At 36.2% G+C, this 15,493-nt stretch carries 13 protein-coding genes; 6 read left to right on the top strand and 7 right to left on the bottom strand.

The genetic code is table 11. The features are described from left to right. Positions 1-73 precede the first annotated feature (73 nt). The 4 genes from leuD (at position 74) to leuB (ending at position 3,795) form a co-directional block, all read left to right on the top strand. Positions 74-670: a 3-isopropylmalate dehydratase small subunit gene (leuD, locus tag CSC80_RS11615; protein WP_058105861.1), complete on the top strand. Its 597-nt coding sequence runs from the start codon at positions 74-76 to the stop codon at positions 668-670. An 85-nt stretch (positions 671-755) separates the two neighbouring features. Further along, positions 756-2,273, top strand: coding sequence for an alpha-isopropylmalate synthase regulatory domain-containing protein (locus tag CSC80_RS11610; protein ID WP_099192320.1), 1,518 nt, complete (start codon positions 756-758; stop codon positions 2,271-2,273). A 43-nt stretch (positions 2,274-2,316) separates the two neighbouring features. Next, complete coding sequence (locus CSC80_RS11605) at positions 2,317-2,664, top strand: four helix bundle protein (protein ID WP_099192318.1); 348 nt, start codon at positions 2,317-2,319, stop codon at positions 2,662-2,664. A gap of 75 nt (positions 2,665-2,739) precedes the next feature. Continuing rightward, positions 2,740-3,795: a 3-isopropylmalate dehydrogenase gene (leuB, locus tag CSC80_RS11600; RefSeq protein ID WP_099191987.1), complete on the top strand. Its 1,056-nt coding sequence runs from the start codon at positions 2,740-2,742 to the stop codon at positions 3,793-3,795. Positions 3,796-3,869: 74 nt separating this feature from the next. Here the strand turns inward: leuB and CSC80_RS11595 are convergent, their stop codons facing one another. Together CSC80_RS11595 and CSC80_RS11590 are read right to left on the bottom strand one after the other, a co-directional pair. Further along, entirely contained in the window at positions 3,870-5,138 is a 1,269-nt protein-coding gene (locus CSC80_RS11595; protein ID WP_236973381.1) for a serine hydrolase domain-containing protein, read from the bottom strand. A gap of 191 nt (positions 5,139-5,329) precedes the next feature. Further along, positions 5,330-6,529, bottom strand: coding sequence for an MFS transporter (locus tag CSC80_RS11590; protein ID WP_074673518.1), 1,200 nt, complete (start codon positions 6,527-6,529; stop codon positions 5,330-5,332). A 251-nt stretch (positions 6,530-6,780) separates the two neighbouring features. Between CSC80_RS11590 and CSC80_RS11585 the strand changes: the two genes are divergently transcribed. Both CSC80_RS11585 and CSC80_RS11580 read left to right on the top strand, forming a co-directional pair. After that, a complete protein-coding gene (locus tag CSC80_RS11585) occupies positions 6,781-8,934 on the top strand; it encodes a TonB-dependent receptor (protein ID WP_099191983.1) in 2,154 nt (717 codons plus the stop codon). 107 nt (positions 8,935-9,041) lie between these two features. Continuing rightward, positions 9,042-9,683, top strand: a complete 642-nt coding sequence (locus CSC80_RS11580) for a hypothetical protein (RefSeq protein ID WP_099191981.1) — start codon at positions 9,042-9,044, stop codon at positions 9,681-9,683. A 36-nt stretch (positions 9,684-9,719) separates the two neighbouring features. Here the strand turns inward: CSC80_RS11580 and CSC80_RS11575 are convergent, their stop codons facing one another. The 5 genes from CSC80_RS11575 to CSC80_RS11555 form a co-directional block, all read right to left on the bottom strand. Then, a complete protein-coding gene (locus CSC80_RS11575; protein WP_074673512.1) occupies positions 9,720-11,306 on the bottom strand; it encodes an NADP-dependent glyceraldehyde-3-phosphate dehydrogenase in 1,587 nt (528 codons plus the stop codon). 92 nt (positions 11,307-11,398) lie between these two features. Continuing rightward, positions 11,399-12,664: a threonine ammonia-lyase gene (ilvA, locus tag CSC80_RS11570; RefSeq protein WP_099191979.1), complete on the bottom strand. Its 1,266-nt coding sequence runs from the start codon at positions 12,662-12,664 to the stop codon at positions 11,399-11,401. Positions 12,665-12,818: 154 nt separating this feature from the next. Beyond that, positions 12,819-14,294 (bottom strand): ketol-acid reductoisomerase, encoded by a 1,476-nt coding sequence (ilvC, locus tag CSC80_RS11565; RefSeq protein WP_091604983.1) that lies wholly within the window; start codon positions 14,292-14,294, stop codon positions 12,819-12,821. Between the two features lie 37 nt (positions 14,295-14,331). Further along, positions 14,332-14,853 (bottom strand): acetolactate synthase small subunit, encoded by a 522-nt coding sequence (gene ilvN / locus CSC80_RS11560; RefSeq protein WP_058105852.1) that lies wholly within the window; start codon positions 14,851-14,853, stop codon positions 14,332-14,334. Between the two features lie 60 nt (positions 14,854-14,913). After that, a complete protein-coding gene (locus CSC80_RS11555) occupies positions 14,914-15,492 on the bottom strand; it encodes a class I SAM-dependent methyltransferase (RefSeq protein ID WP_099191977.1) in 579 nt (192 codons plus the stop codon). Position 15,493 lies beyond the last annotated feature (1 nt).

Genomic DNA, 15,493 nt, shown 5'->3' with positions numbered 1-15,493 from the left:
AGGCTTATAGTGAAAAAACAATGATAATAATACAGACCAATGGTCAATAACCAGAGGCAAAAAGCTATAAAAAATGGCATACGATAAATTCAATATATTGACATCAACGGCAGTACCGTTGCCAATTGAAAATGTAGATACCGATCAAATAATACCGGCTAGATTCTTAAAAGCAACAGAGCGTGTAGGTTTCGGTGATAATCTTTTTAGAGACTGGAGATACAATCAGGACAACACCCTGAAAGAAGATTTTGTTTTAAACCAAGATAAATTCAGTGGAAAAATTTTAGTAGGTGGAAAAAACTTTGGTTCTGGTTCATCCCGGGAGCACGCTGCATGGGCAGTTTATGATTACGGATTTAGATGTGTAGTTTCTAGTTTCTTTGCAGATATTTTCAGAAACAACTGTTTAAACATCGGTGTTTTACCCGTACAGGTAAGTGCAGAGTTTTTACAGAAAATTTTTGATGCCGTGGAGGCAGACCCTTCTGCAGAATTGGAAATTAATCTTCCTGAACAAAAAATAACATTGTTGGCTACGGGTGAAAGTGAATCTTTTGACATCAATGATTACAAGAAAAACAATATGTTGAACGGTTTTGATGATATTGATTACTTATTGAACATCAAAAAGGATATTGAGACATTTGCGGAAAACACTCCGTTATAAACTCAATTTTCAAAGTACCAACATCATTTACGTTAACTAACCATTTGCCGTTTCCTAATATAAGATGAAACGGCAATTAGATCACATGAAAAAAAGAAAGTTAGAAATAATGGATACCACCCTTAGGGATGGTGAACAGACCTCAGGCGTATCCTTTTCTGCATCGGAAAAATTGACCTTGGCGAAACTACTTTTAGAAGAGCTAAAAGTAGACCGTATTGAAGTAGCTTCGGCACGAGTTTCCGATGGTGAGCTTGAAGCTGTTCAAAAAATTACCGAATGGGCTGCTGAAAATGGTTATTTAGAACGTGTAGAGGTTCTAACTTTTGTGGACGGTGGAGTTTCTTTGGATTGGATGAAAATTTCTGGTGCCGTTTCACAAAATTTGTTGACCAAGGGCTCTCTTAACCATTTAAAATATCAGTTAAAGAAAACCCCTAAGCAACACTTCAATGAAATAGCAGCTATTTTTGAACAAGCCACAGAAAGAGGCATTATCAATAATATTTATTTAGAGGATTGGAGTAATGGAATGCGAAATTCAAAAGAGTATGTTTTTGAATTTTTAGAATTCCTTTCAACACAAAATGTAAAAAGGATTTTATTACCAGATACATTAGGTATTCTTACGCACACAGAAACCTATGCTTATTTAACTGAAATCATTCAAAAATTTCCGAATTTACATTTTGATTTTCATGGGCATAACGATTACGATTTAGGTGTTGCCAATATTATGGAAGCAGTAAAAGCCGGTTGTCATGGTCTTCACCTAACCGTAAATGGTATGGGAGAACGCGCTGGTAATGCTCCAATGGCAAGTGCCATTGCGGTAATCAATGACTTTTTACCAGAAGTGGAAATTAATGTAAATGAAACCTCTTTATATAAAGTAAGTAAACTGGTATCTGCTTTTACAGGTTTTACCATACCAGCGAATAAACCTATAGTAGGCGATAATGTATTTACCCAAACCGCTGGTATTCATGCAGATGGAGACAGTAAAAACAATCTCTACTTCAGTGACTTAATGCCAGAACGTTTTGGTAGAAAGCGCAAATATGCATTAGGAAAAATGTCTGGCAAAGCCAACATACAGAAAAACCTGCAGGAGCTTGGATTAACCCTAAATAATGAAGAATTAAAAAAGGTTACTGCCAGAATTATAGAATTAGGAGACAAGAAAGAACGTGTAACCAAAGATGATCTCCCTTTTATAATATCCGATGTTTTAGATACTGCAGATTATAAGCAAAAGGTTTTTATAAAATCTTACGTACTTACACACGCCAAGGGATTAATGCCTTCTACTACCCTATCTGTTGAAATCGATGGAAAAGTAATTGAAGCGCATGCTCAAGGAGACGGACAATATGATGCTTTTATGAATGCCCTTAAAAAGGTGTACATTGCTAAAAAAATTGCCTTACCTAAACTAACGGATTATGCGGTAAGAATTCCTCCTGGTAGTACTTCTGATGCATTATGCGAAACAGTAATTACTTGGGAATTGAACGGAAAAGAATTCACATCAAGAGGATTGGATTCAGACCAAACGGTTAGTGCCATTAAAGCTACCGAGAAAATGTTGAATATAATATAGCGCAAAGCGCTTGACGCTGTTCGTTAAGCGCTAAATGCCAAAAATGAGAGATTATAAAAAATATACAGTTTGGGAATTAGGTCACGAAATTACTTTAGAAACGTATAAATTGACAAAGAACTTCCCAAACGATGAAAATTTTGGATTAACAAGTCAAATGAGAAGAGCTTCTTCATCCATACCAGCAAATATAGCTGAAGGGTGCGGAAGGGAATCTGATGCTGAATTCAAAAGATTTTTAATTATGGCTCAAGGCTCTGCAAGTGAATTAGAGTATTTTACAATATTAGCAAAAGACCTTGACTATATTATGGATAAAGAGTTTTTAAGCATTCATGATAAAGTAAACAAAGTAAGAAGAAGTTTAAATAGTTTAATTAATAAGATATAATTATAAATAGCCTAAACTATATACGATTAAAGTATAACGTTTAGCGTACAGCGAAAAGCGAAAAAGCGATTAACCATGAAATTAAATATTGCCTTATTGGCCGGTGATGGTATCGGTCCTGAAGTTATTGATCAAGCAGTAAAGGTATGTGATGCCATTGCTAAAAAATATGAGCACCATATCACTTGGCAGCCAGCGCTTACCGGTGCGGCAGCAATTGATGCCGTTGGGGAACCTTACCCAGACGAAACACATGAAATTTGTGCAAATGCAGATGCTGTTTTATTCGGTGCTATAGGTCACCCCCGTTTTGACAATGACCCGTCAGCAAAAGTTCGTCCAGAACAGGGATTGTTGAAAATGAGACAAAAATTAGGCTTATTTGCTAACGTTAGACCAACATTTACATTTCCTTCATTGATAGACAAATCTCCTTTAAAAAGAGATCGTATAGAAGGAACGGATTTAATTATTTTAAGAGAATTAACAGGAGGAGTTTATTTTGGGGAACGTGGTAGAAAAGATGATGGAAATACCGCATTTGACACCATGACCTACCAACGTTTTGAAATAGAAAGATTAGCTAAAAAAGGCTTTGAATTTGCTATGAAACGTTCTAAAAAACTATGTTGTGTAGATAAGGCCAACGTATTGGAATCATCTAGACTTTGGAGAGAGACCGTACAGGCCATGGAAAAAGATTATCCGGAAGTAGAGGTTACATATGAGTTTATAGATGCCGTAGCAATGCGTTTAATTCAGTGGCCAAAAGGATATGATGTAATCATTACAGCAAACCTATTTGGTGATATTCTAACAGACGAAGCATCTGTAATTGCAGGATCTATGGGACTAATGCCTTCTTCATCTGTTGGTAGTGATGTTTCTTTATACGAGCCTATACATGGTTCTTATCCGCAAGCGGCAGGTAAGGACATTGCAAACCCTTTAGCAACTGTACTTTCTGCAGCCATGCTTTTTGAAGATTTAGATTTAATTGAAGAAGCTGAAGAAATTAGACGAGTAGTTAATAAATCTTTGGCCGAAGGTTATGTTACAGAGGATTTAGCCGAAGGTGGTAAAAGCTATAAAACCAGTGAAGTTGGAGATTGGTTGGCTAACAATATCTAGAACCATTTTTTAAATAAAAAAGTCCCTTTAATCACTGATTAAAGGGACTTTTTTGTTAAATTCCTATTTCAATTTTAAATACTAGTTGCAACAGCAATATCCTTATCATAAATACTTTTAACTATTGTTCGTAAATCCGGGATTACGGTTTTTACCAATTTTGATGGTCCGTTGATCAATACACAGATTCCTAAATCAGATTCAGGAAAAAGTGCTATTTCATTTCTATAGTTGTTCACACTCCCGCCATGATGCCAAATGATTTCTTCTGCCCCACTTTCATTCTCTTTTAAAGTATGAATTCTCCAACCAAAACCGTACGATGATTTTACATGACCAGGCCACTTTTGATAATATTTACGATGACCTTTTAATTCTATATATGGTTTAAAAGCCGGTGCCATTTCATCTTTTGACATCACTTCTGGATTATGTCCCAATAAAAATCGCATCCACTTGGCCATATCCAATGAATTCGCGTTTATACCACCTGCAGCAATTGCGTTGTAATAATTGTCCCTAGGCAATACCTGTTTCCACCCATTACGCCTCTTAATATGAGGCAATGCAATGTTATCTGTATTCATTAAAGACTCATGATCCATAGAAACCGAACTCATACCAAGAGGTTCAAAAAATCTATCGGTCAATAAGGCCTTTATATCTTTTCCTGTGGCTTTCAACATTACTTCCTGTGAAACAGAAAACATGGCATTCTGATAACTGTATTGTATACCAGGTTCACTGATAGGATCCACATTATTGAATTTTTCACTTATAGAGGACATAGATAACCCAGCCTCAACCAAATCTGTATAACTATGATATGGCGTACCAGAGGTATGCGAAAGAAGATGTGAAAGTTTTATACGCTCTGTATTCTGTTGACTACCAAAATGAAAATTGGGCAAATAACTTGAAACCTTATCTTCTAAACGAAGCTTACCATCACTCTCCAAACGTGCAGCCAATATACCGGTAAACCCCTTAGATATAGATCCTAGTCTAAACAATGTTTCTGCATCTACCGACTCTTTACCATTATAACTTCTTTTTCCGTATCCATTAGAAAGAATTACAGAATCGCCATTTACAATACTTACACCTGCTCCTACAATATCGCCAGATTTTATAGCCTTATCAAAATATTCCGATAATGCTTTGTTCAAAGCTTTCTGCCGTATATTATACAATTTGATTTCCCTTTTCTCCGCAAGCGTTTTAACAGGGTTAGGATTTGCAATAATTGCCTCTGAATGTTCAGGCTTAAAAGATGAAGCCGTTAGAACAAAAAGTAAGAGAACCATAATTATGGTTCCAAAGAATAGTTTGGTACGTGACACAGCATTGTAGGTTTAGACCCTTATAACGCGTTAAAATGTATAAAATTACCGATGAACTGCACAAAATGAAAAATTTAACAATAAAAGGTATTGATTACAAGCATTTTGATATAACCATAAACCAAACAGAATAACAAAAAAAAAGCAACCTTGAACAAGGTTGCTTTTTACTATTTTATTACAATTATTAATTAACAGCCCATAGCCATTTTTCTATATTTACTTTCCTTTCTTTTTCTTACGATTAAAATACCTACAGCTATTGCAACACCAGAAAAAGCAAGTATAGCACCCACTAAACTAGAATACACAATACCGTACCCAAAGGCAATTGGTAAGCCAGCCAAATACGCTCCAGATGCATTACCCATATTAAAAGCACTTTGGTTCATAGAAGAACCTAGCATTTCTGAACCCTTAGAGGTATTTATAATAGCCATTTGAATAGGCGTTGCCACAGTAAATGATATTGCTCCAATAACAAAAGTAAGTACCATTAATAGATAAGGATTGGTCGCTACCATCATATTCAATAACAAAATACCACACATTACGGATAGACTAATTATAACCGCTTTTAGAGGAGAAAACCACTCTGCCATTTTAGCCCCTAAAAAATTTCCTGCAACCATACCCAAACCGGCCAACATCATAGCGTAACCAACAAAATGATTTGGCAGACCTGCTACATCCGTAATTAAAGGAGCAACATAACTGTACCATGCAAAAAATCCGCCCGTACCTATCGTGGTCAGCGCAATCAATGCCCATAGTTCGCTATTTTTTAAACCTTGGGACACCGTAACCTTTTCTTCCCGCTCATCAACCTTAATTTGTGGCATCCATAAATAAATACTGCCAAGTGCCAATAAACCAACAAGACCCACTAAGTAAAAAGAAACACTCCAACTAAATTGCTGACCTAAATACGTACCAATTGGCACTCCTATTACATTAGCTACGGTTAAGCCAGAGAACATAATGGAAATAGCCTGAGCACCCTTTCCTTTTTTAGCAAGCTTAGTGGCCACTACCGCACCAATACCAAAAAAGGCACCATGTGGTATTCCTGATAAAAATCTTAAAAATAACAAACTGGTATACCCAGTTGCCAAACCAGACAGGGTGTTAAAAACCGTAAACCAAATCATTAACAAGAACAACATTTTTTTAGGACTAAGCTTAGACCCAAAACCTGTCAACAACGGCGCGCCCACAACTACCCCTAAAGCATAAGCAGCAATAAAATGCCCTGCCTGTGGAATTGTTATTCCTAAAGAACCAGATACTTCCGTTAAAATTCCCATGATAACGAACTCGGTAAGCCCTATTCCAAAACCTCCTATAGCTAAAGCAAATAATGCTTTTTTATTTGTTTTTAATTTTTCCATAATTCAAACTTTAAATCTTTCTGCATCAATCTATATAACACAAGCAATTAAAAAGGCAAAGTTAGAACGCATATGTCGGTTTCAACTCAAATTAATTACCATATTTCTGTGAAAAATTAACCCCACATAATTCCTCACAATTATAAATTCACCCAATTCGGTACAGAAAATCTACAATTGAGAAAACCATTTTGTTCAAACCATTACGAACAATTCATATTTGTGGCATCAATCAAAAAATACAATCAATAATGAAGACGCTACTAATTGCTTTACTTACACTACTCTACGTGACTACATACGCGCAATCAACCATTTCCGGTAAGATAACTGACCAACAAGGCTTACCAATTATTAGGGCAAATGTATATTTAAAAGGAACGTATGATGGTACTGCAACCAATGATCAAGGGGTATTTTCCTTTGAAACCGATGCTACCGGAATACATACTTTAATTGCTTCATCCATTTCATATGAAACCTATTCAAAATCAGACGAAATCACTCATTTTCAAAATATCACCATCAAATTAAGAGACGATGTAAACACATTGGATGCCGTTACCGTTAACGCAGGTACATTTAATACAGGCGACAATGCAAAGGTTACCGCTTTAAAACCACTTGATATTGTAACCACAGCAGGAGCCTTAGGAGACTTTGTAGGCGCATTACAGACATTACCCGGTACTTCTAATGTTGCCGAGGATGGCAGATTATTCGTTAGAGGTGGCGATGCAGAAGAAACTCAAATATTCGTTGATGGTATGCGTGTGTTTACTCCGTATTCCCCTTCGGCAAACAACATACCGTCAAGGGGCCGGTTATCTCCTTTCTTATTTAAAGGAATTACCTTTTCAACGGGAGGTTATTCCGCAGAATACGGTCAAGCACTATCAAGTGTTTTATTATTGAACAGTGTAAACGAACCACAAGAAGAAAAAACGGATATTTCCATAATGACGGTTGGCCTAGGACTTGGAAATACCCAAATATGGGATAAAAGTTCGCTAAGCGTCAATGCCAATTATATAAATCTTGCACCGTATCAGGAATTATATCCGGATAACAATGAATGGCATAAACCTGTAGCATCTTTTGGAGGCGAAGCAGTATACAGATATAAATTCAATAATGACGGACTTCTAAAAGTATATGGTGCCTACAGCGCTGTTGACTTTGACTTAACACAAGAAGACATCAATGAAGTTAATGGTGTTAGATTTGGGTTGAACAATAACAACCTTTATCTAAATACTTCTTATCAAGATTTTATGGAAAAGGATTGGAGTATTTCAACAGGAATAAGCTTTGCTAGCGATCAAACGAAATTAAAGTTAGACACAGCAGATATTACGGACACCGAAAATTCTGCCCATTTTAAATTAGCACTGAAGAAATACTTTTCCAGTAGATACAAATTAAACTTTGGTGCTGAATATTTTATAACCGACTTCAAAGAAGATTACAGTGCGAATACTATTGAAAATGAATACAAATTTAACAACAACCTTTTAGGCGGCTTTGCCGAGGCAGATATTTTCTTCTCAAAAAATCTAGCGACAAAAGTGGGTCTTAGAGGTGAATATTCACAATTATTACAAGAATTTAATCTATCTCCAAGACTCTCTCTAGCCTATAAAGCTGGTCAAAATGCACAATTTTCTCTGGCATACGGAGAGTTCTTTCAAAACCCTAGAAATGAGTACCTAAAGTTTAATACCGATTTTACGGCTGAAAAAACCACACATTATATTGCCAACTATCAATTTGTAAAAAACAAACAGATTTTTAGAGCCGAAGCATATTACAAAGACTATAATAATTTAGTCAAATACAATACAGCTTTTACACTGCCCACTTCTACCTTCAATAATACTGGCGATGGTTTTGCAAAAGGATTGGACATTTTCTGGAGAGACAACAAAACATTAAAAAATACAGAATATTGGATGTCTTATTCTTATTTAGATACAAAAAGAAATTATCAAAATTACCCAACCAAAGCTACACCAGATTTTGCTAGCAAGCATAATGCATCATTAGTGGTAAAACGATGGGTAGAAGATTGGAAAAGTCAGATCGGATTCAGCTACAACTATGCATCCGGTCGTAGTTATACAGACCCAAACACAGGCCGTTTTTTAACGGAACAAGCCAAAAGTTTCAACTCACTAAACTTCAATTACGCCTATTTGATAAGTCCGCAGAAAATAGTGTACTTATCCGTTAGTAATGTACTGGGCACAAAAAACATAAATGGCTACCAATATGCGGATCAGCCAAATACTGATGGTATATTCGACCGAAGAACAATTACACCCGCCGCAGACCGCTTCTTTTTCATTGGTTTCTTCTGGACAATCAGTAAAAACAAAAATGACAACCAGCTAGACAACCTTTAATTCTTACAACTCAATACCCATAACCTACAACTGGGTCATCTATTTTATTAATAACATTTAAATAGAAAGATATTTGAAAACAATAAATAACATATAAAAATTATACCATGAGAACCTTACTATTAGTCATCACCTTTATTTTCACAATGAACATTACCGCACAAACATCGTACGAAAAAGGTATGAACAAAGCTTTTGCTTTATGGGACCAACAAAAGAATACCGAAGCATCTCAACTTTTTGAAAGAATTTCAGCTGCAGAAACCGATAATTGGTTGCCACCATATTATGCAGGTTTAATTGAAATTGTAAGTAGCTTTGGGCTAAAGGATGAAACGGTATTGACCACAAAACTCACAAGGGCTAAAGAATTTTTAGATACAGCATCGGCAATTTCAGAAAACAATCCGGAAATCATGATATCCTATGCGCTCTTAAATACAGCATATATAGCTTTTGATGGTGCGAAGTATGGTATGACCTTGTCTGGAGAGAATGCAGCAATTTATCAAAAAGCTTTAAGTATTGCACCAAACAATCCAAGAGTGGTCTTAAGCAAAACCGAATGGGACATGGGCGCAGCTAAGTTCTTTGGCAAATCAACAGTTCCATTTTGTAAAGATATTGAACGTGCCATCACATTATTTGAAGCAGAAGAACAAACCATACCTTACTACCCATATTCTGGTTTAGAAAGAGCAAAAGCCATTTCCACAGAATGCAAAAAAGAAACCTCTCCTAAAAATTAGGAGAGGTTTTCCTTAAAATAAATCAATTAAGGTAACTTATAAGATATAGTCTGTACTTACAAAATTGGACAGTTTAGCCTCTAATAAATTTTCAATAATATCGGTATTTAATTCGTTATCCTTAAATGCAACGAATGTTCTTATTGAAAATGAGCGTAAGGCATCATGCACACTTAAAGTTGCCTGGGCCGAGTCTTTTCTTCCGGTAAACGGATAAACATCTGGTCCCCTTTGGCAAGAGCTGTTCAAGTTGACACGACATACCAAGTTCACCAAGGTATCTATCAGCGGTGAAAGTGCATACACATCTTTACCGAACAAGCTTACTTGTTGACCGTAATTACTTTCTGCCATGTCATCTAAAGGTTCTTCAATATCCGAAAAAGGTACGATAGGAATAATAGGGCCAAATTGCTCTTCTTGATATACACGCATTTCTTTGGTCACAGGATATAGCACCGCTGGCCAAATGTAATTATCAAAATGTTGACCGCCTTTTTTATTAATGATCTTAGCACCTTTAGAAAGCGCATCATCAATAAGTCCTTGTATGTAAGCTGCTTTATCAGGTTCAGGTAAGGGAGTAAGTTTGACACCATCTTCCCAAGGATTTCCGAACTTTAGCTCGTCTACTTTCTTTGCAAAGTTTTTATTGAAATCTGCCCTGATATCTTCATGAACATAAACCACTTTTAAAGCGGTACAACGCTGCCCATTAAAAGACAATGTACCGGCCAAGCATTCATTAATGGTTAGGTCCAAATCAGCGTCAGGTAATATAATAGCAGGATTTTTTGCTTCTAACCCAAGAACTAATCGTAATCTATTACTTTTTGGATGCTGATCTTGTAAAGCATTGGCAGATTTACTATTACCAATTAATGCTAACACATCTACCTTACCGGTTTGCATAATGGGCGCGGCAACCGTTCTACCACGACCGAACAATACATTTACTACCCCTTTAGGAAAGCTTGTTTGAAAAGCCTCTAAAAGTGGTGTAATCAACAGAACACCGTGTTTAGCAGGTTTGAAAATGGTGGTATTGCCCATTATAATTGCAGGAATAAGTAATGCAAATGTTTCGTTCAATGGATAGTTATAAGGTCCCAAACATAAAACAACCCCTAAAGGCCCTCTCTTAATATGGGCATATACGCCATCATGCTTTGTAAACTTTGCTGCGTCTCTATCTAACTGCTTATAATCTTCAATGGTATCTTCAATATATTCTACGGTTCTATCAAACTCTTTTTGAGAATCTGGCAATGACTTTCCAATTTCCCACATTAAAAGTTTTACTACCTCTTCTCTTTTCGTTTTCATCTTTGAAACGAAAACCTCCATACATTCAATACGATCTTTTACATGCATGGTAGGCCAAACCCCTTGACCTTTGTCATACGCCTTTAAAGCTCCGTCTAAAGCTTCGAGCGCTTCCGCTTCTTGCAGGTCTGGAATACTGCCCAATAATGTTGGCTTATATTCTTTAGTTGAAGAGATTGTAGAGTATACATTTGTGGTATCTCCTTTCCATTCTTTTAGTTCTCCGTTGACCAAATATTGTTTTTGATCTATAGTTGATGTAATTTGAAATTCTTCTGGAATTTTAATATCGCTCATTTCTTTTTAAATTTTGCACTATGATTGATAAATGTATTATAAAACGGCACTCCAAAATTACAGAAAACCGAATCTAACATATTAAAAGTAGTTTAAACCAAATACTCAAACAAATCCGGTTTATCATTTATATAATCGCCATAGAAATTGTTATTTTTCATACGCTCGATCAATGGTTGTAAATCATCTAGGTGCTTTAATTCTATACCTACGACTGCCGGTGCATTTTCCCTGCTGGATTTTTTAGAGTATTCAAAATGAGTGATATCATCAGTTTCCCCTAAAATATCTACCACAAATTCTTTTAAAGCTCCCGGTCTTTGAGGAAATCTAATAATGAAATAATGTTTCAATTTGGCATATAATAAGGCTCTCTCCTTAATCTCCGCTGTTCTTGTAATATCATTATTACTGCCCCCAATAATGCAAACCACATTCTTGCCTACTATTTCTTCTTTGTATTTTTCCAATGCGGCAATAGATAATGCCCCCGCAGGCTCTACTACAATAGCGTCTCTATTATACAGATCTAAAATAGTCTGACAAACTTTACCTTCATCAACCGTAATCATATCATCCAAATAATAATTACAGATAGGAAATGTGAGGTCACCAACCCTTTTAACAGCAGCCCCATCAATAAATTTATCAATATTATCTACGGTAATCACTGCACCAGAATCGATTGCCGATTTCATAGAAGGAGCCCCTTTGGGTTCTACCCCTATAATTTTGGTATTAGGAGATAGTTGACTAAATACACTGATCAGACCAGATGCCAATCCACCACCACCTATACATACGAACAGGTAATCAATTGGCTTTTTTGCCTGCTCTATAAGTTCTAAACCAACAGTAGCCTGACCTTCAATAATCTTAGGGTCATCAAAAGGATGGACAAATATTTTACCGGTTTGATCACCATGTATTTTAGCTGCCAATGATGAATCGTCAAACGTATCACCTTGCAACACTACTTCTACCCAATCACCACCAAAAAGCTTGGTTTGTTCCACTTTTTGTTTGGGTGTAACCGATGGCATGTAAATGGTACCCTTGATTTTTAAATGACAACAAGCAAAAGCTACACCTTGGGCATGATTTCCAGCACTGGCACATATAACCCCTTTACCCCTTTCTTCCTCTGTTAAAGAACTAATTTTATTAAAAGCTCCTCTAATTTTATACGACCTTACCCTTTGTAGATCTTCTCTTTTTAAACGAATTTGACAATTAAACTCTTTAGACAATCTAATACTGTCTGTTAACGGCGTAATTTCTGAAATTTCTGAAATAATCTGTGCCGCTTGCAAAACATCTTCTAAAACTGGAAAATACTCCGGTTTGTTCCCTTTCATATCTTTTTCTTCGCTATTAATAATTTATCATTAATGCATAAAACCGAAATTGTCCGCTTAAGTAATGCCCATTAATTCTGCAAGAGCAAAAGTGCTTGCAGATTTGAACATACCCAACCGGACAATCAGTAAGATTACCTTAAGTTATTGATACCTAAACTATAGGCTTCATTGCTGTCATAGACTCACGCAAACGTGCTCCTACTATTTCTACCGGATGCTCACGCAATGCTTTGTTCACTGCAATCAATTGGGCGTTATCTACATCATTATCTATATCCGCAGAGAAATTTTTACCGATAACATCAGTATCAATATTCTTCATAAAGTCAGTCAACAATGGCTTACAAGCATGATCGAACAAGTAACAACCATATTCCGCAGTATCTGAAATTACACGGTTCATCTCGAACAATTTCTTACGTGCAATAGTATTTGCAATTAATGGCGTTTCATGTAAAGACTCATAATAAGCAGACTCAGCAATAATACCAGACTCTGTCATTGCCTCAAAAGCCAGCTCTACACCTGCTCTTACCATGGCAATCATTAATACACCGTTATCATAAAATTCTTGTTCCGTAATCTCTTGACTACCTGCAGGAGTTTTTTCAAAAGCAGTTTCACCAGTTGCAGCTCTCCAAGTCAATAAATTCTTATCATCATTTGCCCAGTCTTCCATCATAGTTTTAGAGAAATGACCGGTCATAATATCATCCATATGTTTTTGGAACAATGGACGCATAATATCCTTCAATTCTTCTGAAAGTTCAAAAGCCTTAATCTTAGCAGGATTTGAAAGACGGTCCATCATATGGGTAATACCGCCGTACTTCATACCTTCGGTAATAGTTTCCCAACCGTATTGTATCAATTTAGATGCATAACCGGCATCAATACCTTTCTCAACCATTTTATCAAAACAAAGTATAGAACCAGTTTGTAGCAGACCACAAAGAATAGTTTGCTCACCCATTAAATCTGATTTTACCTCAGCAACAAAAGAAGACTCCAGAACACCGGCTCTATGTCCACCAGTACCCGCAGCATATGCTTTTGCCTGTGCCAAACCTTTACCTTCCGGATCATTTTCCGGGTGAACCGCAATTAATGTTGGTACACCGAATCCTCTTTTATACTCCTCTCTAACTTCAGAACCAGGACTTTTTGGCGCTACCATGATTACGGTTAGGTCTTTACGAACTTGAGTACCTTCTTCCACGATATTGAAACCATGAGAATAAGAAAGGGTAGCTCCTTTTTTCATTAATGGCATAACCGCACCTACTACAGCTGTATGCTGCTTATCTGGCGTAAGGTTTATAACGACGTCAGCAGTAGGAATCAATTCTTCATATGTACCTACCGTAAAACCGTTCTCAGTTGCATTGATAAAAGATTGTCTTTTCTCTTTTATTGCAGCATCACGTAGTGTATAAGCAATATCCAAACCAGAATCTCTCATGTTCAACCCTTGGTTAAGCCCCTGAGCACCACAACCTACGATAACAATTTTTTTGCCTTTTAAAGCATTTACACCATCAGCGAACTCAGACGAATCCATGAAGCGACATTTTCCAAGTTGCGTTAACTGATCTCTTAATGATAGCGTATTAAAATAATTGGCCATTTTATATTTACTTTATTTGATTTATGTTATAATTCTTTTATTTAAACTCTTTTAGCAAAGCGGAAATCTTCATTTCATCTTTTGTCACTGAAATACGCCCAGAGCGTACAAATTGCATAATGCCATATGGTTTTAGTTGGTCATGCATTTGATCAATTTCATTTCTTCTCCCGCTTTTTGCAATGACAAAGAAATCTCTTGAAACCGTGACAATCTGTGCATTATTATCCTTTATAATATTTTGAATTTGACGCTCGTCAAACAACAGTCCCGATGCTATTTTGAACAATGCAGACTCCTGATAAATAGTCTCATCATCCGTATGATAATACGCCTTAATAACTTCGATTTGTTTTTCGATCTGTCCAACAATATTGTGAACCCATTTTTCTGTTGTATGTGCTACAATAGTAAATTTAGAAACATCGTCAATTTCCGATTTAGATACATTTAAGCTCTCAATATTAATATGTCTCTTTAAGAATATACCCGATATTCTATTTAACAACCCAACGTTATTCTCTGAGTATACTGAGATTGTAAACCATTTATTTTCCATAAGCTTTCATTACCTACTCCTTAAAAAAGGATTTTATGGTATTGTTATTATTAATCTTTACTAATTTTTTACAGCCATTATTACACCTGTTGACCAATTTAATTTGGTCAATGTCAAGTCTTCGCGTTTCTCCAAATACGCAACCAATGACTTTACATTCTCCTCATGCCCTTCTGGCCAGTTAGGTTGTTTGGTCATATCATCCACGATATAAAACCCGCCAACCTTGATTAAATCCAGAACCTCATCAATCTCACTATACTTTCCTGGCCAGGCATCGGCAAAAATTAAATCGAATTTTTCACCGGTGTAACCTTTTATCCACTCTGTCCCATTTTCACAAATAAGTTCAACTCTCTGGTCATCACCAAAGTAATTTTCGGCAATGGCTGTCAACTGTTGATCATTATCTATAGAAATCAAGAAAGAATCAGTATCCATACCGTCAATCATCCAAGAAAGGCTTAACCCAATACCAGTTCCTATTTCTAAAAATCTACCATTAGGTTTTGAAGCCATCAAAGTCTTAAGAAAACTTCCTATATATAGATCAGAAGGCATTGTAAATCCAATTTCTTCAGATTTACGCACAATAGAACTATGTACTTTTGGAATATCAAGTATGATGCTATCGTTCATG

Source organism: Maribacter sp. 6B07, from assembly GCF_002700155.1.
GTDB lineage: Bacteria > Bacteroidota > Bacteroidia > Flavobacteriales > Flavobacteriaceae > Maribacter > Maribacter dokdonensis.
Note: the sequence above shows the minus strand (reverse complement) of the source record. Positions and strands in the feature narration are given on the sequence as shown.

Excerpts from the sequence above, each read along its gene's own strand:
- leuD (WP_058105861.1), top strand. The coding sequence starts at position 74 with ATGGCATACGATAAATTCAATATATTGACATCAACGGCAGTACCGTTG.
- CSC80_RS11610 (WP_099192320.1), top strand. The coding sequence starts at position 756 with ATGAAAAAAAGAAAGTTAGAAATAATGGATACCACCCTTAGGGATGGT.
- CSC80_RS11605 (WP_099192318.1), top strand. The coding sequence starts at position 2,317 with ATGAGAGATTATAAAAAATATACAGTTTGGGAATTAGGTCACGAAATT.
- leuB (WP_099191987.1), top strand. The coding sequence starts at position 2,740 with ATGAAATTAAATATTGCCTTATTGGCCGGTGATGGTATCGGTCCTGAA.
- CSC80_RS11590 (WP_074673518.1), bottom strand. The coding sequence starts at position 6,529 with ATGGAAAAATTAAAAACAAATAAAAAAGCATTATTTGCTTTAGCTATA.
- CSC80_RS11585 (WP_099191983.1), top strand. The coding sequence starts at position 6,781 with ATGAAGACGCTACTAATTGCTTTACTTACACTACTCTACGTGACTACA.
- CSC80_RS11580 (WP_099191981.1), top strand. The coding sequence starts at position 9,042 with ATGAGAACCTTACTATTAGTCATCACCTTTATTTTCACAATGAACATT.
- CSC80_RS11575 (WP_074673512.1), bottom strand. The coding sequence starts at position 11,306 with ATGAGCGATATTAAAATTCCAGAAGAATTTCAAATTACATCAACTATA.
- ilvA (WP_099191979.1), bottom strand. The coding sequence starts at position 12,664 with ATGAAAGGGAACAAACCGGAGTATTTTCCAGTTTTAGAAGATGTTTTG.
- ilvC (WP_091604983.1), bottom strand. The coding sequence starts at position 14,294 with ATGGCCAATTATTTTAATACGCTATCATTAAGAGATCAGTTAACGCAA.
- ilvN (WP_058105852.1), bottom strand. The coding sequence starts at position 14,853 with ATGGAAAATAAATGGTTTACAATCTCAGTATACTCAGAGAATAACGTT.
- CSC80_RS11555 (WP_099191977.1), bottom strand. The coding sequence starts at position 15,492 with ATGAACGATAGCATCATACTTGATATTCCAAAAGTACATAGTTCTATT.